A 17,665-nucleotide genomic window follows, 5' to 3' on the forward strand; every position below is an offset into this window, starting at 1 on the left:
TTGCGCGCAACACCGAGCCACGCTTCCCTGTTACTATATGCGCCTTTTGAACTGGCGGAGAGTGCGATGCTGGCAGTATGGGTGGAGCAGCTGCTGGGCTACGCTTCCGGTGCCCTGGCAGCCGTCCGTGAGGAGGAGCGCTATCCGGCGCTGATGGCCTGGGCCCGTGAGGAGGGTGCCGAGCTGATGGGGGGTGACCTGGCCATGGCTCAGGCGCTGGCGCCCATCCTATGGAGCCAGACCCCGCTCGAGCGTGCCGGCTTCACCTGCGAGCCCTTGGCGCGGCCCGGTCGCAACGAACCCTGCTGGTGCGATTCCGGGCGCAAGACCAAGCACTGCTGTGGCGCCGTTGCGATGCCGGCCGAAGTGCCGGACCACCTGATGTGGATGCTTTCGCTGCGCGACTGGAAGGGCCCTACGCTCAAGGCGGCACTCGATAGTGGCAACGCCCCCGCCCAGGCGCTGCTCGAGGCCGGATTGATTGCGGCCGAATCGGGACAGCGCGGGCGTGCCCAGCAGATCCTGGAGTCATTGTTCCAACGCGCCGACTGGTCGCGCCTGCCGGTGCAGGCTGAGCCCGCCTTCGAGCTGTTGATCGATCTCTATCAGGAGCGCGGCTTCATTCGCAAGCGGGCCGAGCTGCTCGACGAAGTGCTCGACCGCGGTCCGCTGTTCCTGCGTGGCGTGGCCCTGGAACGGCTATGCCTGATGCACCTGGACAACGACGATCTGGACAGTGCCCGGTCCGCCTTCGTGCGGGCCCAGCAGGCACTTCCCGATTCGCCGACCCTGGCCTATATCGAGGCCATGCTGCTGCTCCACGAGGGCCATGAAGACGAGGCCGCCGAGCGTGCCCGGTTCTGGTTCCGTCGCCTGGCACGCAAGGGCGAGCTGGAGCCCGAGCAGCTGCAGTTTCTGGCCGACCTGGCGGAGAACCCTGGCGCTACCCTGGCCGATCAGTTGCTCAATGCCGAAGAGGACCTCGCTGAGCCGCTGGCTTCGCTGCAGGCGCTGCTGGCCGAGCTGCCTCCGGCGCCGGGGCTGGACATTCGGCGTACCGCGACGAGTGAACTGGAGTATCACAGCAGTGCGCGGGAAGACACACTGTTCGCCGCCTGGCAGAAGCACTTCCAGGTCGAAGTGGATGACGACAGCGCACTGGGCCTGAAGGGCGACCCCTGGGTTCAGGCCGGCGACTGGCTGCGTGAACTCTGTGCCCACCCCGAGTGGCTCGACTCCCCGCGAGTGGTGCAGGCGCTCGCTCTGGCCCTGACCAGCCGTTTCGGCAGCCTGCCATGGATGTCGCCGAGCCTGTTCGAGCCACTGGCCGACCGCCTGGAGCGTTGGCTCGAGCGAATTCATGGCGAGGGTGAGGGCACCTTCCTGTGGGATAGTGCCGACAATGCCGTGCTGCTGCGTACCGGCCTGGCGCTGGTGGTGGGCATGGAGCGGGGTGCGCGAGCGCGTTCGCGGCGCCTGGCCGAACGCCTGCTCTCGCTCGACGATCAGGACAGCTTGGGGCTGCAGGAGCTGGTGCTTGACCAGCTTTTGCGGGAAGGGCGCGATCGTGAGGCGCTGGCCGTGACCGAGACCCGCCGCGAAGAGCCGGTGTTAGGCCTTCTCATGGGCCGGGCACTGGCGCTGTTTCGCCTCGAGCGCTTTGAAGAGGCCGACGAGGCCTTGCGTGAAGTGCGCCGTCACAATCCGCATGCTCTGGCCATGTTGTGTGCCGAACAGACGCGTCCCGTGACGGTAGGGCCGGACAGCATCGCCGAGCCCGGCACTCGCGCCGAGGCGTGGCAGTACCGTACGCTGATGCGCGACCAGTGGCGAACGACACCAGGGGCGTTGGCCTGGCTGCAGGAGCATATCGACCGCTGATCGACCAGCGTCCCGCCCAAGGTCGTTCAGGCCACGCGTGGCGCGGGCGGCGGCACCAACTCCTTGTCACGGCTTATCCAGATCGCCAGGGCGATGGCCGGTAGTCCCAGCGCCGTGGCGATGACGAAAAAAGTCGCATAGCCTTCCGCTGCCACCACCATCCCGCCAAAGCCGCTCAGGAACTTGCCCGGTAGGGTCATCAGCGATGAGAACAGGGCGTACTGGGTGGCGGTGTAGGCGCGTGAGGTCAGGCTCGACAGGAAGGCGATAAACACCGCACTGGCCAGGCCGTTGGCCAGGTTGTCGCCAACGATGGCCATCACCAGCATCGGCAGGCTCTGGCCGGCCAGCGCCAGGGCAGCGAACAGCAGGTTGGTCAGGGTGGCGGCCGCCGCGCCAAGCACCAGGATCGGGCCGATGCCGTAGCGTGCCACCAGAAGCCCGCCCAGGATTCCGCCACTGATGCTCATGGCGATGCCGAACACATTGGTGACGTTGGCGATGGTCGCCAGTGAAAAGCCCAGGTCAATGTAAAGAGGGTTGGCCATCGAGGCCATGGCCAGGTCGCTGATACGGAACACCGCTACGAACACCAGCAGCCACAGCGCCTTGAGCCGATGGCGAGAAATGAAATCGGTGAACGGACAGACTACCGCACCGATCAGCCAGGCCCCCAGACGGCGCAGCACTCGAGGCTTGCCGCGGCTGACGCGAATGAAGGCGCGCACCCGAGGCTCGTGAATCAGTTGGGTGGTCAGCGACAGCCGCTTGGGTTCGGGGCGCAGCAGTACCGTGATCACGCCCACACCGACCAGTAGGGCCATGGTCAGGTAGGCAGCCTGCCAGGAGAGCCACGATGCCACGTAGAGGGCGCCGGCGCCGGCGGCCAGCAGGCCGCCGCGATAGCCGATGATGTAGGTCGACGCCATGGCCGCCTGGATGTCGTCAGGGGCCGACTCGATGCGGAAGGCGTCGATGGCGATGTCCTGAGTGGCCGAGCCGAAGGCCACCAGCAGGGCGAAGACGGCCACCAGCGTCAGGTTCTGCTGCGGTTCGAGGTTGGCCAGACCCACCAGCCCGCCGGCGATCATGGCCTGAGCCAGCAGCATCCAACCTCGCCGCTGACCGAAGGTACGCGTCAGCACGGGTAGGGCGAGGCGGTCCACCACTGGTGCCCAGAAGAACTTGATCGAATAAAGCATGCCGATCCAGGAGAAGAACCCAATGGCTGCGACCTGGACGCCATCGCTGCGCAGCCAGGCGGAAAGGGTCGAGAAGACCAGCAGGAACGGCAGTCCGGCCGAGAAGCCCAGGAACAGCATGGTGAGCACGGGGGCTCGCAGATAGATGGCCAGGGCAGCTCCCCAGCTGCGATGAGCGGTAGGGGTGGTCATGCGTGGCAATACTCCTCGATGGATCGATGCCTGGGGGCGGCCCGTTACCGACAACGATGCTAGAATGGCCCACCCTGGGCGGGGATGGCCGGTCCAGGAGGACGCTTCGTCCGGCCGCTCGATTGTTGCAGAGCCCCGGCATCGATGCCAGCAGGATATCCCGATCAGGAGGCCTTCATGAGCCATGGTGAACGTCAGCCGATCGACGACGAGGACGACAGCCTGCCGCGCTGGTATGTCATCCAATGCAAGGGCGGAGAATCCTTTCGCGCTGCGGAGCACCTGAGCAACCAGGGGTACGAACTCTTTCACCCCATTCTCCAGGTCCAGAAGAAACGCGGCGGTAAGCTGGTGTGGCTCGATGAGCCGCTGTTTCCCCATTACCTGTTCATTCGTCTCGACCGCGTTGCCAGCAACTGGCGGCCGATCCGCTCGACTCGAGGCGTGCTCAGGATCGTCACCTTCGGCAATCGCCCATTGCCGGTCGACGATGCTCTGATCGCGATGCTGCGCGAGCAGGGCGCCCAAGGGCAGGAGAATGCTACCAACGTCTATTTTCGCGCCGGCGAGAAGGTGGAGATCACCGAAGGCCCGTTCAAGGACCTGCAGGCGGTATTCGCCAGCCACAAGGGCGATGAGCGGGCCATCGTGCTGCTCAACCTGCTCAATCGTCAGCAACAGCTGGAGATGCCGGTTTCGCAGCTGCGCCCCCGAAGCTGATGCCCGCCCGCCGGCTTGCGCTCACAGGAGATTGCCATGAACATCGCCCCGCAGCGGGTCGTGACCCTTCATTACGTGCTCAGCGACGATCAGGGCCAGGTGCTTGACGATTCACGGGCACGCGCCAAGCCCCTCGAATACCTTCATGGGCATGACAACATCATCGCTGGCCTCGAGCAGGCGCTCGCCGGCCACCAGGCCGGCGACAGGCTGAATGTCACGCTGACCCCTGAGGAGGCCTATGGCAGCCGCCATGACGACCTGGTACAAGAGGTCGGCCGCGGTGCCTTCTCCCAGGACGACCTGGCACCCGGCATGCGTTTCCAGACGCCGGGCGACGACGGCCCGCAGATCGTGACAGTGCTCGAGGTGCGTGACGCTACGGTGCTGGTCGACACCAATCATCCATTGGCTGGACATACTCTCGTCTATGCGCTCGAAGTTCTCGACGTGCGCGAGGCAAATCGCGCCGAGCTGGCCAAGGGGCACCCGCTTCCCGCCGATGTGGAGCCGTCTCAGGTCGAGGATCGCAAGGTTCCTTGAATCGCAACTGCTTCGAATACCCCCCAAAAACTGACCTGTATCAATTCGCTGCGCGCTGTTCATCGAGTCCGGAGCGAAATTTGATGCAGGTCAGTTTTCCCCTGCCGCCGTCAGGCTAGAGTGAAGCCATCACATCAGGTGACGGGGAGAACCACCATGTACTGGGATGATGCAGTAGTGTTCGGGCTGGTAACCGTCGCGATGATGATCGCTTTCATGGGAGGCTGGATTGGCTTCGTGATTCGCGACCATCGTCGCAAGCGCAAGCACTGAGCCAGCCTGCTCAGCAAGTCGTCAGGGGAGGGGGATTTCCCCCCAGTAGCCGGCCCAATTGGGCCGGCATTTTTTCGTGGTAGACTCCTCGGAAAGATACGCCAAAGGCGTATCGGCAGAAGAATAAATATGGGGGGTTATGCCACTATTTCATCCTGACCGTTGTATGGTGCGGCTGCTGGCAGCTCTCACCCTGCTGTTTGCCATGCCCGCTTTGGCCGATTCCAATCGATTGTTGTTGCGTGACGGAGAGCGTGAAATCGCGCTCTCCGTTGACGAACTGCGCGCTCGTGCCGATGTCGAGTTCCGCTTCTTCGACCCCTATCTGGCCGAGGAAGTCGACATACGCGGTCTGGTCTTTCGTGAGCTGTTGGTCGAGCACTTCGGTGAGGTGCCGTCGCGGCTGCACTTCGAAGCCTGGGACGACTATGACGTGACCCTGGCGGGCTGGGACGATCCCGACTGGATCCTCGTGACCCACCAGAACGGCGAGCCGATCACGCTGCGCCACCGCGGTCCGGTGCGTCTGGTCGAGCGTGACTATGGCGACCGCGATCCCTCCAGCCTGCGCAACTTCAACGACTGGATCTGGATGATTAGGCGTATCGAGGCGGTATGGTAGAACCGCGCCAGCCTTTGAGGCGCCACGTTCGCTGGTTATGGCTCAGCGTGATGAGCTTCACCGCCCTGATGCTGCTCATCGCTTACCAGACACGCTGGGTCTATCCCGAGATACACGCCTATTTCAGCCAGTCGGGCAATCTCACCGGCCAGCAATTGGCCACCCGCGCTCGGGTCTACCTGCAGCAGGGTCTCGACCTGCTGCTGACACTGCCCCGGGACAGCGATACCCGCGAGCGTGCCTACTTCCAGCTCAAGCTTGCCTACAGCCTGTTCGACATTGGTCTTTATCGGCGCGACTACCCTTGTACGGAGCCAAGCCTGGCGGCGATGGACGACTTGTTGGTTCGCTTGCAGGGAAATGATGTCCTCGAGACCGGCCATTTGCGCGAAAGCCTGCTGGAGCCGATGCGCTGCCTCACTGAGATCGAGATGCACCAGCTCGACCGGCGCAGTACCGTGACGGCGGAATTCGTCGAACAGACCCGACGCCACCAAGGACAGGTATTGCTTGGTAGCCTGGTGATCTTCGTGATGGGGCTAGGCTTCTGGCTGATGCACGAGTTGCAGCGTCGACGGGCCGCCAGATCCGCTCGCGAGAGCCTGGAGTGGATGGCGAAAGCCCTGTGCGATCCACTGACCGGCGTCGGAAACCGCAGTGCCATGCACGATCACGTAACGGCTGCATGGGGGAGCCCGATGGGGCTGCTGCTGGTCGATATCGATTTTTTCAAGCAGTACAACGATAGCCTGGGACATCCCGACGGGGACCGACTGTTGCGCCGCCTGGTGCAACTGATCGAGGGCAACCTGGAGCACGAAGCAAGACTCTATCGGCTTGGGGGCGACGAGTTTGCGGTATTGTTCGCGTGCCACGATGCCGAGACCCTGGACGAAACCTGCCGCAGCCTCGTTGAATCGCTGCGTGCCGCCAACCTGCCGCATCCTTCGCATCCTCACTCCGAGCATGTGACCTTCAGCGTCGGGGCAGTGCGCTTCACGGCGAGCCACGCCGGGCTGGAGGCCGGCTATGTTGCCGCCGATGGAGCGCTTTATCAGGTCAAGTCGCGGGGACGCGATGGCTGGGCGATCGCCTCATTGGACATGAACGAGGTAAGTGGCTAGTGTCCCGGGTACGTACTTGACCGGATAAGCACGGGCCGTTTGCACGCAACGTCCGGCCGATCACCACCAAGGACGAAATGACAGGGGAGCCGGGATGACCACCCCTAGCGAGGACAGGGAAACCCTTGGGGGCGATGGTGCAACCGCTGTGGCGGGCCCCTCCAGGATAAGTCGGCGCCGCTTCCTGTGGCTGACCGGTGCGGGAAGCTTGACGCTGACCCTGGCCGGTTGCGGCGATAATGACGCGGGACTTCTTGCACCGGAATTTCCGCCATTCGATGAGTGGCTGGACCGTGGGCCTCTCGAGCCGCAGCGAACCCTGGTGCGTGGCGTTTCGCTGCATGCCCTGGTGGCGACCGAGGCGGCTCCGGCCAATGCGCCACCGTTGGTGCTGATCCATGGCTCGGGCCTCTCCGGTCGCTACATGATTCCCACCGCGCGTGAGCTGGCAGCGGATTTCCCTGTCTACGTTCCCGACATTCCCGGTTACGGCGACAGCGGCGATCCCGGCAAGGTACTCAACATCCCCCAGATGTCGAACTGGCTGGTGGCCTGGATGGAGGCCATCGGCCTGGAGCGCGCTTCCTTTCTCGGCAACTCCTTCGGCTGCCAGGTCATCGTCGATCTGGCGATGCGTTATCCCGAGCGGGTGAACCGCCTGATTCTGCAGGGGCCCACCACGCCGCCGGACGAGCGCTCGACCTTCTGGCAATTCATCCGTTGGCGTCAGAACGAGCCCTACAATCCCGAGATGCTGGGAGAGGTGACGGCTCCCGAGTATGGCAAGGCGGGCCTTTGGCGCATGATTCGCTCCTATATCTTCCAGGTGACCGATCCTGTCGAAGAGAAGGTGCGCAAGATAGAGGCGCCAACGCTGGTGATACGGGGCGAGCACGACCCCATCACGCATCAGGCATTCGCCGAGATGCTGGTTCGACGCCTGCCGCATGGCGAGCTTCTCATCCTGCCGGATGTGGCCCATACCCTGGTGTTTACTGCGCCGCTGGCGCTGGCCGATGCCACTCGCTCCTTCATGGAGGAGAGCGCATGACATTGACTGCAAGAAAGCGCATCGTGCTGGCCGAAGTGCTGATCCTGTTGCTGCCCCTGACGCTGCTGATGGCGCTGCTCGTGCCGCTCACTTACGTTGCCTATCCCATCCCCGAGCTTCAGGCGACACTGCTGGCATTCGACCTGGGCATGTTGATCAAGCTGTTGGGCATCCTGGCGGCGTGGCGGCTTGCCGTGGGCTTCCTGCGTTTCGGTGGCAGCGGCCTGTGTCGGGCTCACGCGGCCTGGTTCGTGCTGCTGCTGGCGGCGGGGGTCGTCGGTATCGCCAGCAGTGTGGTGGCTATCGAGCAGAACGTGCTTTCGTCCCTGTACCAGACCCGGGTTGGCTTCACCTTGCTGGCGCCAGCGGTCGCATTGGTGCCGTTGGCTTTGCATCTGTCATGGGAGCGGCGAGCAGGTGCCCGGTGAGGGCACGGGTAAGATTGCCTCGTTTCACGCTGAGACAGTGGGCGAGAAGTACCGTGAGCGGGAGTATTGCGAGCGGGAATGATGCTACCCAAGGCTGGCCGCGACGAGCAGCGTCGCGGCCAGCCGCCGATCAGACGCCGACCCGCTCGCGCAGGAACTCGACGATCGTATCGGCAGACACCATGGTGGCTTCGCTGTCACGCCGCCCCTTGTACTCCAGCTCGCCGTTGTCCAATCCGCGGTCGCCGACCACCAGGCGATGGGGAATGCCGATCAGCTCCTGGTCGGCGAACTTCACCCCGGGGCGCAGGTCGCGGTCGTCCAGCAGCACGTCGATGCCGGCTGCCGTCAGCGCCTGGTAGAGTCGCTCGGACTCTTCACGTACACGCTGCGACTTGTGCGCGTTCATCGGTACCAGGGCAACCTGGAAGGGGGCAATGGCGTTGGGCCAGATGATGCCGTTCTCGTCGTGGTTCTGCTCGATGGCGGCGGCTACTACGCGAGTCACACCGATGCCGTAGCAGCCCATCCAGGGGTGGGCGGCCTTGCCGTTGTCGTCGAGTACTGTGGCATTCATCGCCTCGGAGTATTTCTTGCCCAACTGGAACACGTGGCCGACCTCGATACCGCGCTTGATCGAGAGCGTGCCCTTGCCGTCCGGCGAGGGATCGCCCTCGACCACGTTGCGGATGTCGGCGACCTTGGGCAGCGCCACGTCGCGTTCCCAGTTGATGCCGAAGTAGTGCTTGCCGTCGATGTTGGCACCGGCGCCGAAATCGCTCATCAGCGCCACGCTGCGGTCGATAATGATCGGCATGTTCAGATTCACCGGGCCCAGTGAACCGGGGCCGGCGCCGACTACCGCGCGGATCTCTTCCTCGCTGGCCATGGTCAGCGGTTCGGCCACCTCGGGCAGGTTCTCGGCCTTGATCGCGTTGAGTTCATGGTCGCCGCGAACCAGCAGGGCGATCAGGCCGCCTTCGGCGGCGTGCACCATCAGCGTCTTGATGGTCTTCTCGATGGGCAGGCCATGCTGTTCCACCAGGGCGGCAATGGTCTTGGCATTGGGTGTGTCGACCAGGCGCAGCTCCTCGCTCGGTGCGGCGCGCTCGGGCGTGGTGCCGAGCGGTGCAGGCAGCGCTTCGGCCTTCTCGATGTTGGCAGCGTAGTCCGATTCGGTGGAGAAGATGATGGCGTCCTCGCCGGAGTCGGCCAGCACGTGGAACTCATGGGAATCGGTACCGCCGATGGCGCCGGTGTCGGCCAGCACGGGACGGAAGTCCAGGCCCAGGCGGGTGAATATCCGCACGTAGGCATCGTACATTGCCTGGTAGGTTTCCTTCAGCGAGGCCTGGTCGATGTGGAAGGAATAGGCGTCCTTCATGATGAACTCGCGCGAGCGCATCACGCCGAAGCGGGGCCGGATCTCGTCGCGGAACTTGGTCTGGATCTGGTAGAAGTTGGCCGGCAGCTGCTTGTAGCTGGAGAGCTCCCGGCGCATCAGGTCGGTGATCACCTCTTCATGGGTGGGGCCGACGCAGTAGTCGCGCTCGTGGCGATCCTTCAGGCGCAGCAGTTCAGGGCCGTACATCTCCCAGCGGCCGGACTCCTGCCACAGCTCGGCGGGCTGCACCGCCGGCATCAGTACTTCCTGGGCGCCGGCGCGATCCATCTCCTCGCGCACGATACGTTCCACCTTGCGCAGGGTGCGCAGGCCGACCGGCAGCCAGGTGTACAGGCCCGAGGTAAGGCGGCGGATCATGCCGGCACGCAGCATCAGCTGATGGCTGATGACTTCGGCGTCGGCAGGCGTTTCCTTGAGGGTGGCGATCAACAGTTGAGTGGCGCGCATGGGTCCGGCGTTTCCTTCCAGCATGGGCTGACATGAGTCGAGATGCCGCGGCGGGCGGCGTTCGGGGCATTGTACGGCCAACGACGAATTGCGGCAAAAGAGTGGGCTGCTGAACGAGCGAGGAGCGCCGAGGACAGGCCTCACCCCAAAGACTTCAGCCAGAACACCATCGGCTTGTCGGTCTCCTCCGGCTCGCCGATGTCCTTCCAGCGGAAGGTGGTGGCAAGTTCCGGATGCCGCTCGTAGCCCTGTGAGCGCCAGAAGCCGTGCAGCGGCACGTAGCCCTCTGGTTTCAGCGGATGGTCGTCGGGGCGCTCCACGGCGCAGAACGCCACGGTGGAAAAGCCCCGCTTGGCCGCATGACGCTCGCGCTCGGCGAGGAAGGCCTTGCCGATACCCCGGCCGCGGTAGCTCGGCAGCAGTACCGACTCGCCGTAGTAGAACACGCTGCCGATATCGAAGCCGGCCTGCTCGAACGGTGTGCGGAACTCTTCGACGTCCTCGGCCAGCGGCATGCCCGTGGCGGCACCTACCAAGGCATCGCCATCCTCGGCCAGCACGAACAGGCTTTCGGGACACTCGGCATAGCGGCGCAGGTAGTTGGCCTCATACTCGAAGCTGCCGTCGTAGAGATAGGGAAAATCACGGAACACGGTGATGCGCAGATGAGCCAGTTCCTCCAGCCGTGGCTCGATGGCGCTGCCCTGGCAGGTATGCAATGCGGTTTCGCTCATGAGGGCCTCCGTGAAAAAAGTAAACGCTCGTATTAGTTGCCGTTGTGGTAATCTCCCGCCATTCTCCATGGCGGCGCCAGGGGCGGCAACGTCCGGTGCCGGTAACCCGACCTTCTGCGGAGCATTCCTTTCATGAGGATCCAGATCCGTCGTGCCCTGACCGGGTTGGTGCTTGGCGTTTCCATCACCGCCCTGGTGGGCTGCGGTACCGTCTTCCATCCCGAACGTAAGGGTCAGATGAGCGGCCGTATCGACCCGGTGGTTGCCATTGCCAATGGCGTGGGGTTGCTGTTCTTCATCGTTCCGGGCGTGATCGCCTACGCCGTGGATTTCTCCAATGGCACCATCTACCTGCCTGGCACCCACGACAGCGCCAGTGTCGATACCCTGAAGATGGACGAGAACATGGACGTGCCGACCCTGGAGCGGCTGCTTTCCGAGAAGACCGGCAAGCCGGTCAGCCTCGACAACGAGCTGGTCAGAGTCGAAGAAGTGGAAAGCCTCGACGAGGCCCTGGCGCTGGTGCGTATGGCCGGCATCAACGATCAGGAGCGTCTGGCTACGATGTAACTCCTCATGCGTGAAAAGGGCTTTGCCCTACGGCCTGCTGAGTGTCGGCAAAGGCAGCGCTTTTCCCTCCGCTACAGTGGTACCTGGTGGGTCGATACCACCTCTTTCAAACCCATGAACGAACGAATCTGGCGCACTCCGGGCAGGTACAGTAGCTGCTCGGCGTGCAGCTTGTTGAAGCTCTGACTATCACGGGTTCTGACCAGCATGAAGTAGTCGAACTCGCCAGTGACGACATGGCACTCCATGCAGCCGGTGACACGCTGCGCGGCTTCCTCGAAGGCGGCGAAAGATTCCGGCGTCGAGCGATCCAGCACCACCCCAATCAATACCACCATGCCGGCATTGAGTCGTTCGGGATCGAGATGCGCGACGATGCCTCGAATCAAGCCTTCCTGCTTTAGCCGCTCGACGCGCCGCAGGCAGGCGGGTGGGCTGAGATTCACTTCGGCCGCCAGTGCCACGTTGGAGATCGAGGCGTCCTGTTGCAGCGTCTTGAGGATGCGCTTGTCGATACGATCCAGCTCGGTAGCGGCGACCGGCACGGAATGAGAGGGTCTGTCACGCAATTTAATTTCTCTTGTCGGGAGATTTGTGGGTTCTAAGTCGTGCAAGGTCGGTGTTCAACTTTCTTTTATTTGAATAATCGACGTTATTTTGCAACCAGGCAACTTCTCCAGGCCGTTAGTATGAAAAAAGGCCGAGCGTGCCACTCATGAGTCGGTGGCTTGAATCGAACGGCCGCCGCCATTGCCTAGCGAGCAGGAGAGACTCCATGAACTTGCAGCGTTTTTCCCGTTATCCACTGACCTTCGGGCCGTCGCCCATTACTCGCCTGAAGCGCCTCAGCGAGCATCTGGGCGGGAGGGTCGAGCTTTATGCCAAGCGTGAAGACTGCAACAGCGGCCTTGCTTTTGGTGGCAACAAGACACGCAAGCTCGAGTATCTGGTTCCCGAAGCCCTGGAGCAGGGTTGTGACACGCTCGTCTCCATCGGTGGCATCCAGTCTAACCAGACGCGCCAGGTCGCTGCCGTGGCGGCCCATCTCGGCATGCAGTGCGTGCTGGTACAGGAGGATTGGGTCAACTACTCCGATGCCGTATACGATCGGGTCGGCAACATCGAGATGTCGCGCATTATGGGTGCCGAGGTGTGCCTCGACGAGGCGGGCTTCGACATCGGTATCCGCCCCAGTTGGGAGCAAGCGCTGGAGGACGTGCGCCAGCGTGGCGGCAAGCCGTTCCCGATTCCAGCTGGCTGCTCCGAGCATCCCTATGGCGGCCTGGGCTTCGTGGGGTTTGCCGAAGAGGTACGTCAGCAAGAGCAGGCGCTCGGCTTCACGTTCGACTACATCGTGGTCTGCTCGGTGACCGGCAGCACCCAGGCTGGCATGGTGGTCGGCTTCGCTGCCGACGGCCGCGCGCGTCGGGTGATCGGCATCGATGCCTCGGCCAGGCCGGAGCGAACCCGTGAGCAGATCCTGCGCATCGCCCGCCATACGGCTGAACTGGTCGAGCTGGAAGGGGGAATTGCCGACGAAGATGTGGTGCTGGATGCCCGCTATGGCGGCCCGAGTACGGCTTGCCCAGCGAAGGTACGCTGGAGGCGATTCGTCTCTGCGCGCGCCTCGAGGGCGTGCTGACCGATCCGGTCTACGAGGGCAAGTCGATGCAGGGCATGATCGACATGGTGCGAAACGGAGAGTTCCCCGAGGGCTCGCGCGTCCTCTATGCCCACTTGGGCGGTGTGCCGGCGTTGAGCGCCTATAGCTACCTGTTCCGTAACGGTTAACTGTTTCGTAACGGCGACTTGAGTTCCTCCAGTGCTGCCGGACGATACTCCTCAAGCAGCGCCCAGAGAATCGCGGCGGTTTCGGCATCCGGCCGCCCGCGATAGTCGGCCGGGCGGAAGCGCATCTGGAAGGCGCGCAGCACGGCGCGAGTCTCACGGTCCAGCTCGCCGGTCGTCTCCAGCCGATATCCCCAGCTTCTGAGCGCTTGCTGAAGGGTGGCGAGTGGCACGGCCTGGGCTTCGAAACGGGCCTGCCAGCGGGCCACGGTGTCTTCCTCCGGCCATACGCCGATGCCGGCTTCATGGAGTTGGCGCCAGGGAAAATGCGGGCCAGGGTCGATCTTGCGTGTCGGCGCGATGTCGGAGTGGGCCACCACGTCGGTGGGGTGGATGTCGTGGCGTTCGATGATGTCGCGGGAGAGGGCGATCAACGCCTCGATCTGTGCCTCGGGGTAGGGTGTCCATTGGATCTCCACCGACGCCTCCGGGTCCTCTTCCAGCAGCCGTTCCACCTCGGCATAGGGGCGGTCGGGTCCGGTATTGACGATCTCGATGCCGATCGAGGTGTCGTTGATGTTGGTGCGGCCCCTCCAGGCGCTGGCGCCGGCGTGCCAGGCGCGGCGCTCCTCGTCGACCAGTTGATAGACCAATGGTTGGCCGCGGTGGTCGCGCGCCGGCAACGGCAGTATGTAGTGGGCGCTGACATGGGGGCCGGTGAGCACGGACAGCGATTCGGCCTCGTCGACGTCGGTGTAGTGGATCACCAGGTGGCGCACGCGGCTGGTGTGCGAGGGTGATACGTGGGTGTGATCCACCACGTAGCCGTCGCGCCGCTCGAGGTGTTCCGGGGCGGCGCAGCCGGCGAGCCAAACGCCCGCCATGGCGATGCCCAACAAGGTGGCCCAGCGCTTCGGCATGCTCAGCTCCCCTGTACCACCAGCCGTATCAACAAGCCGAGTACCATGGCGGTCGAGACGCTGAGCAAGGTACCCATCAGCACGTATTCTGTCAGCTTGCGATCCTGTGCGCCGCGCAGTTCTCCGAAGCGCAGCACCGACTTGGCAGCCAGCAGGAAGCCGATGGCGGTCAATTGATCGAGCAGCACCAGGGTCAGTACCAGTACGCGCTCGGCCATGCCGATGCGTGCTCCGGCAGCGATGAGCGTGCCCGGATTGTCGATCTGCGCGCTCCAGCGTTGTATCACCAGGGCAATGACGATCGACAGGGGGCGGGTGACGAGCATGTAGGCAACGACGATGCCGAGCACCGGGGGCGTGAACAGCCATTGCCAGAACGCAATCAGCGGCTGCCAGTGACCCAGCCAGGCCAGCCACACGCCCAGCAGCACCAGCAGATGCAGCGCCTGGTCGAGCATGAACCAACGTAGCTTTGTCGGCGACAGGTAGGCCTTGCCGAGATCGATGACGGCATGGCTCACGGCGATCATCGCCGCCCCACCCAGAACCACGCCCCAGGACGCGCCGGTTGAGCGGCTCAGGGTGGCCGCGCTCAGTACCGTCAGGGCCAAACCGCCATGGAGTGCCGCGTGCAGGTAGAGCTGGGGGGAGCGCACCTTGCGCACAAGGCGAGCCTCGACCCAGCGGCTTGGCTGCAAGGCGAAGTCACCGAGCAAATGGACCAGCACCAGCCCCAGCAGTAGCGAGAGATCGGCGTTCATCGTGAGTCATCCTTGAAGCGTTGGCCGAGGTAGCGAAGGTAGTCCTCGAGCAGCGCCCAGCGAGCGGCTCGTAGCCGCTTGTGCACGCTGGGTTGGCTAATACCGAGCCGCTTGGCGAGCGCCTGTTGAGGCTCCTCGTACCACAGGCTGAGATAGACGGCCTCGGCGGCGTAGCGCGACCAGCCGTCGATCAGATCGTCGACGAAACGGGTCAACAGCGCCAGGCACTCGCTGCCGTCCTCTTCGACCAGGCTGAGACGCAGGTGCGAGGCGCCTTCGCTCATGGCGTCCAGCGTCTGACCGGAGCGCACGAACACCTCGCCGCTGGCTTCGGTTACCCGCTGTTCGGGTTGCCAGCTATCCTTGCCGATGGCGACTGCGATACGCGCATCCCAGCGCTGGCGTTCCTCCGAGTGGCGAATCAGAGCCGCACGTAGCAGCACCGCGGCGGGCAGGGCAGCCGCCGGGTCGGGTAGGGCGACCTGGAACCCGTCACCACGATACCGCTCGCTTTGCCCACCGTAGCGCTCGGTGATCGTCTCGAGGGCGGTATCGAGTACCTTGAAGAGCCGCTTGGGGTCGCTGGCCTTGCGCGAATCGACCAAGTCGCCCGTGAGTACGGCAATGCGCTGCGCCATAGGCATGTTCTACGCGTCGGTGATGTCTGGATAATAGCCCTTGGAGGCTATTTTTCAAATTAATAACCAAAAAAGGCTATAGCGAGTCTATCCGCTCTCGTCTTCTTCGCTCTCGTCTTCTTCGCTCTCGTCTTCTTCGCTGTCTCTGCGCTATCGCCTGCCGCTTGCCTCGGACTGGCCGATAGCATGTCTGTCATACGAAATATGTATGAATATACAGTATAGGAGTGGGCTTGGAATGGGGCAAGCGATCCTGAGCCGGATCGCATTCGCTCGTAGCGCTTGGGTTAGCGCGCCAGGTCGCGCATGGCATTCTCGAGCCCTTCCAGGGTCATGGGGTACATGCGGTCGTCGATCAATTGACGGATCAACTGGGTGGAGTGGGTGTACTCCCAGGCTCGCGGTGGCATGGGGTTGAGCCAGGCCAGGCGGGGGAACTTGTCGGCCAGGCGCTGGAGCCATACGGCACCGGCCTCTTCGTTGAAATGCTCCACGCTACCGCCGGGATGGGTCACCTCGTAGGGCGACATGGCGGCATCGCCGACGATCACTACCTGATAGTCGCGGCCGTAGGTATGCAGCACGTCCATGGTGGGGATGCGCTCGCTGGTGCGCCGGTAGTTGTTGCGCCAGACACCTTCGTACAAGCAGTTGTGAAAATAGTAGTGCTCCAGGTGCTTGAACTCCGAACGGGCAGCGGAGAACAGCTCCTCGCAGACGCGGATGTGATCGTCCATGGAGCCGCCCACGTCGAGGAACAGCAGCACCTTCACCGCGTTGTGGCGCTCCGGGCGCATGCGCACGTTGAGCAGGCCGGCGTCGCGGGCGGTGTCGCGGATGGTAGCATCGACGTCGAACTCTTCCGCCGCGCCCTGGCGGGCGAACTTGCGCAGCCGGCGCAGTGCCATCTTGATGTTGCGCGTGCCGAGTTCGAGGGAGTCGTCGTAGTCGCGGAAGCGGCGCTCGTCCCATACCTTCACTGCGCGGCGGTGGCGCGAGCCCTCCTGGCCGATGCGAATGCCTTCGGGGTTATAGCCATAGGCGCCAAAGGGGCTGGTGCCACCTGTGCCGATCCACTTGTTGCCGCCGGCGTGGCGCTCCTTCTGTTCCTCCAGGCGCTGCTTGAAGGTTTCGATCAGTTTTTCCAGCCCGCCCAGCGACTCGATCTGCGCCTTCTCCTCCTCGGAGAGCTGCTTCTCGAATTCACGGCGCAGCCAGTCGTCGGGAATCAGCGCCTCGATGGCGGCATCGAGATTTTCCAGGCCGTCGAACCAGGCGGCAAAGGCGCGATCGAAGCGGTCGAAATGGCGCTCGTCCTTGACCATCACGGTGCGCGCGACCTGGTAGAACGCCTCCATGTCGGCGAATACTACGCCGCGCTCGACCACCGCATGCAGGTCGAGCAGCTCGCGCAGCGACACCGGCACGCCGGCGCGCTTGAGGGTTTCGAACAGGCCGATGAACATGGCTTAGCGCCTCTGGTTGCCTTGGCGACGCATCATGAACGCCAGCCGTTCGAGCAGTTGGGTATCCTGCTCGTTCTTCACCAGGGCGCCGGCCAGTGGCGGAATCGCTTTTACGGGATCGCGGTGGTAAAGCGCTTCGCGGGCCAGTTCGTCGGCCATCAGCAGCTTCAGCCAGTCCACCAGCTCGGAGGTGGAGGGCTTCTTCTTCAGCCCCGGCGCCTGGCGCAGGTCGAAGAACACCTCGAGCGCCTGGCTGACCAGCTTCGGCGCAATGTCGGGGAAGTGCACGTCGACAATGGCGGCCATGGTCTCGCGGTCGGGAAACTCGATGTAGTGGAAGAAGCAGCGGCGCAGGAAGGCGTCGGGCAGCTCCTTCTCATTGTTCGAGGTGATCACGATGATCGGCCGGTGACGAGCGCGAACGGTCTCGCCGGTCTCGTAGACATGGAACTCCATGCGATCCAGCTCCTGGAGCAGGTCGTTGGGGAATTCGATGTCGGCCTTGTCGATCTCGTCGATCAGCAGCACCACGCGCTCATCGGCGGTGAAGGCTTCCCACAGCTTGCCGGGCTTGATGTAGTTCTCGACGTTCTCCACGCCTTCGACGCCGAGCTGAGAGTCGCGAAGACGGCTTACTGCGTCGTACTCGTAGAGTCCTTGAGCGGCCTTGGTGGTGGACTTGATGTGCCAGGTGATCAGTTGAGTGCCCAGCGAGTTCGCCAGCTCCTCGGCCAGCAGGGTCTTGCCGGTGCCCGGCTCGCCCTTGATCAGCAGCGGCCGCTCCAGGGTCACGGCGGCGTTTACCGCTTGCTTCAAGGCATCGGTAGCCACGTAGGTAGAGGTCGAATCGAAAGCCATGGTCATGCCTCGGCGTAGCATCGTGTAGGGGGAGAGTCAAAC

General features: G+C 63.6%; 18 protein-coding genes and 1 pseudogene. 10 read left to right on the forward strand and 9 right to left on the reverse strand.

Going from position 1 to position 17,665, the window contains the following annotated elements; translation table 11 throughout:
• Window positions 1-66 precede the first annotated feature (66 nt).
• Entirely contained in the window at window positions 67-1,881 is a 1,815-nt protein-coding gene (locus EKK97_RS09000; RefSeq protein ID WP_159551248.1) for an SEC-C domain-containing protein, read from the forward strand.
• A gap of 26 nt (window positions 1,882-1,907) precedes the next feature.
• On the opposite strand, the gene EKK97_RS09005 is transcribed toward EKK97_RS09000, so the two are convergent.
• Window positions 1,908-3,275 carry an AmpG family muropeptide MFS transporter gene (locus EKK97_RS09005; RefSeq protein WP_159551250.1) on the reverse strand — a complete coding sequence of 456 codons (1,368 nt, stop codon included), beginning with the start codon at window positions 3,273-3,275 and terminating at the stop codon, window positions 1,908-1,910.
• Between the two features lie 177 nt (window positions 3,276-3,452).
• Here EKK97_RS09005 and rfaH point away from each other — a divergent pair, with 177 nt between their 5' ends.
• From rfaH to EKK97_RS09035, 7 genes are all read left to right on the forward strand, one after another.
• The gene (gene rfaH, locus EKK97_RS09010; protein WP_159551252.1) at window positions 3,453-3,995 is read left to right on the forward strand and encodes a transcription/translation regulatory transformer protein RfaH; all 543 of its coding nucleotides are present in this window, start codon (window positions 3,453-3,455) and stop codon (window positions 3,993-3,995) included.
• Window positions 3,996-4,031: 36 nt separating this feature from the next.
• Window positions 4,032-4,538, forward strand: coding sequence for an FKBP-type peptidyl-prolyl cis-trans isomerase (locus EKK97_RS09015; RefSeq protein WP_159551254.1), 507 nt, complete (start codon window positions 4,032-4,034; stop codon window positions 4,536-4,538).
• A gap of 156 nt (window positions 4,539-4,694) precedes the next feature.
• Window positions 4,695-4,811 (forward strand): cytochrome c oxidase subunit CcoM, encoded by a 117-nt coding sequence (gene ccoM, locus EKK97_RS25370; RefSeq protein ID WP_276574346.1) that lies wholly within the window; start codon window positions 4,695-4,697, stop codon window positions 4,809-4,811.
• Window positions 4,812-4,977: 166 nt separating this feature from the next.
• On the forward strand, window positions 4,978-5,433 hold the full coding sequence (locus EKK97_RS24490; protein ID WP_236551412.1) for a hypothetical protein: 456 nt from the start codon (window positions 4,978-4,980) through the stop codon (window positions 5,431-5,433).
• Window positions 5,427-6,557, forward strand: coding sequence for a GGDEF domain-containing protein (locus EKK97_RS09025; protein ID WP_159551258.1), 1,131 nt, complete (start codon window positions 5,427-5,429; stop codon window positions 6,555-6,557). Before EKK97_RS24490 ends, EKK97_RS09025 begins: the two co-directional genes overlap by 7 nt.
• A gap of 94 nt (window positions 6,558-6,651) precedes the next feature.
• On the forward strand, window positions 6,652-7,608 hold the full coding sequence (locus tag EKK97_RS09030) for an alpha/beta fold hydrolase (protein WP_159551260.1): 957 nt from the start codon (window positions 6,652-6,654) through the stop codon (window positions 7,606-7,608).
• Window positions 7,605-8,036 (forward strand): hypothetical protein, encoded by a 432-nt coding sequence (locus EKK97_RS09035; protein WP_159551262.1) that lies wholly within the window; start codon window positions 7,605-7,607, stop codon window positions 8,034-8,036. The genes EKK97_RS09030 and EKK97_RS09035 overlap by 4 nt, the downstream gene beginning before the upstream one ends.
• A 130-nt stretch (window positions 8,037-8,166) precedes the next feature.
• Here the strand turns inward: EKK97_RS09035 and EKK97_RS09040 are convergent, their stop codons facing one another.
• Both EKK97_RS09040 and EKK97_RS09045 read right to left on the reverse strand, forming a co-directional pair.
• Window positions 8,167-9,888, reverse strand: coding sequence for a proline--tRNA ligase (locus tag EKK97_RS09040; protein WP_159551264.1), 1,722 nt, complete (start codon window positions 9,886-9,888; stop codon window positions 8,167-8,169).
• Between the two features lie 140 nt (window positions 9,889-10,028).
• The gene (locus EKK97_RS09045; protein WP_159551266.1) at window positions 10,029-10,622 is read right to left on the reverse strand and encodes a GNAT family N-acetyltransferase; all 594 of its coding nucleotides are present in this window, start codon (window positions 10,620-10,622) and stop codon (window positions 10,029-10,031) included.
• A gap of 132 nt (window positions 10,623-10,754) precedes the next feature.
• On the opposite strand from EKK97_RS09045, the gene EKK97_RS09050 reads away from it, so the two are divergent.
• A complete protein-coding gene (locus EKK97_RS09050) occupies window positions 10,755-11,192 on the forward strand; it encodes a hypothetical protein (RefSeq protein WP_159551268.1) in 438 nt (145 codons plus the stop codon).
• Between the two features lie 71 nt (window positions 11,193-11,263).
• Here the strand turns inward: EKK97_RS09050 and EKK97_RS09055 are convergent, their stop codons facing one another.
• Window positions 11,264-11,761 (reverse strand): Lrp/AsnC family transcriptional regulator, encoded by a 498-nt coding sequence (locus EKK97_RS09055; protein ID WP_201297048.1) that lies wholly within the window; start codon window positions 11,759-11,761, stop codon window positions 11,264-11,266.
• Between the two features lie 206 nt (window positions 11,762-11,967).
• Here EKK97_RS09055 and EKK97_RS09060 point away from each other — a divergent pair.
• Window positions 11,968-12,983, forward strand: a pseudogene (locus tag EKK97_RS09060) (1-aminocyclopropane-1-carboxylate deaminase).
• On the opposite strand, the gene EKK97_RS09065 reads toward EKK97_RS09060, so the two are convergent.
• The 5 genes from EKK97_RS09065 to EKK97_RS09085 all read right to left on the reverse strand — a co-directional run bounded on the left by EKK97_RS09065 (window position 12,980) and on the right by EKK97_RS09085 (window position 17,623).
• A complete protein-coding gene (locus tag EKK97_RS09065) occupies window positions 12,980-13,900 on the reverse strand; it encodes an N-acetylmuramoyl-L-alanine amidase (protein ID WP_159551270.1) in 921 nt (306 codons plus the stop codon). The pseudogene EKK97_RS09060 and the gene EKK97_RS09065 overlap by 4 nt on opposite strands.
• A 2-nt stretch (window positions 13,901-13,902) precedes the next feature.
• Complete coding sequence (locus EKK97_RS09070; RefSeq protein WP_159551272.1) at window positions 13,903-14,661, reverse strand: DUF3307 domain-containing protein; 759 nt, start codon at window positions 14,659-14,661, stop codon at window positions 13,903-13,905.
• The gene (locus EKK97_RS09075; protein ID WP_234286376.1) at window positions 14,658-15,305 is read right to left on the reverse strand and encodes a hypothetical protein; all 648 of its coding nucleotides are present in this window, start codon (window positions 15,303-15,305) and stop codon (window positions 14,658-14,660) included. Before EKK97_RS09075 ends, EKK97_RS09070 begins: the two co-directional genes overlap by 4 nt.
• Before the next feature lie 281 nt (window positions 15,306-15,586).
• Window positions 15,587-16,765 carry a vWA domain-containing protein gene (locus tag EKK97_RS09080; protein WP_159551274.1) on the reverse strand — a complete coding sequence of 393 codons (1,179 nt, stop codon included), beginning with the start codon at window positions 16,763-16,765 and terminating at the stop codon, window positions 15,587-15,589.
• Between the two features lie 3 nt (window positions 16,766-16,768).
• The gene (locus EKK97_RS09085) at window positions 16,769-17,623 is read right to left on the reverse strand and encodes an AAA family ATPase (protein ID WP_159551276.1); all 855 of its coding nucleotides are present in this window, start codon (window positions 17,621-17,623) and stop codon (window positions 16,769-16,771) included.
• Between the last annotated feature and the right edge of the window lie 42 nt (window positions 17,624-17,665).

The sequence above is a fragment of the Billgrantia tianxiuensis genome (genome assembly GCF_009834345.1).
GTDB classification, from domain to species: domain Bacteria; phylum Pseudomonadota; class Gammaproteobacteria; order Pseudomonadales; family Halomonadaceae; genus Halomonas; species Halomonas tianxiuensis.

Coding starts and splice junctions, on each gene's coding strand:
- EKK97_RS09035 (WP_159551262.1), top strand. CDS start 7,605: ATGACATTGACTGCAAGAAAGCGCATCGTGCTGGCCGAAGTGCTGATC.
- EKK97_RS09075 (WP_234286376.1), bottom strand. CDS start 15,305: ATGCCTATGGCGCAGCGCATTGCCGTACTCACGGGCGACTTGGTCGAT.
- EKK97_RS09000 (WP_159551248.1), top strand. CDS start 67: ATGCTGGCAGTATGGGTGGAGCAGCTGCTGGGCTACGCTTCCGGTGCC.
- EKK97_RS09080 (WP_159551274.1), bottom strand. CDS start 16,765: ATGTTCATCGGCCTGTTCGAAACCCTCAAGCGCGCCGGCGTGCCGGTG.
- EKK97_RS09015 (WP_159551254.1), top strand. CDS start 4,032: ATGAACATCGCCCCGCAGCGGGTCGTGACCCTTCATTACGTGCTCAGC.
- EKK97_RS09065 (WP_159551270.1), bottom strand. CDS start 13,900: ATGCCGAAGCGCTGGGCCACCTTGTTGGGCATCGCCATGGCGGGCGTT.
- EKK97_RS09005 (WP_159551250.1), bottom strand. CDS start 3,275: ATGACCACCCCTACCGCTCATCGCAGCTGGGGAGCTGCCCTGGCCATC.
- EKK97_RS09070 (WP_159551272.1), bottom strand. CDS start 14,661: ATGAACGCCGATCTCTCGCTACTGCTGGGGCTGGTGCTGGTCCATTTG.
- EKK97_RS09030 (WP_159551260.1), top strand. CDS start 6,652: ATGACCACCCCTAGCGAGGACAGGGAAACCCTTGGGGGCGATGGTGCA.
- EKK97_RS09085 (WP_159551276.1), bottom strand. CDS start 17,623: ATGGCTTTCGATTCGACCTCTACCTACGTGGCTACCGATGCCTTGAAG.
- EKK97_RS09050 (WP_159551268.1), top strand. CDS start 10,755: ATGAGGATCCAGATCCGTCGTGCCCTGACCGGGTTGGTGCTTGGCGTT.
- EKK97_RS09025 (WP_159551258.1), top strand. CDS start 5,427: ATGGTAGAACCGCGCCAGCCTTTGAGGCGCCACGTTCGCTGGTTATGG.
- rfaH (WP_159551252.1), top strand. CDS start 3,453: ATGAGCCATGGTGAACGTCAGCCGATCGACGACGAGGACGACAGCCTG.
- EKK97_RS09045 (WP_159551266.1), bottom strand. CDS start 10,622: ATGAGCGAAACCGCATTGCATACCTGCCAGGGCAGCGCCATCGAGCCA.
- EKK97_RS09040 (WP_159551264.1), bottom strand. CDS start 9,888: ATGCGCGCCACTCAACTGTTGATCGCCACCCTCAAGGAAACGCCTGCC.
- EKK97_RS24490 (WP_236551412.1), top strand. CDS start 4,978: ATGGTGCGGCTGCTGGCAGCTCTCACCCTGCTGTTTGCCATGCCCGCT.
- ccoM (WP_276574346.1), top strand. CDS start 4,695: ATGTACTGGGATGATGCAGTAGTGTTCGGGCTGGTAACCGTCGCGATG.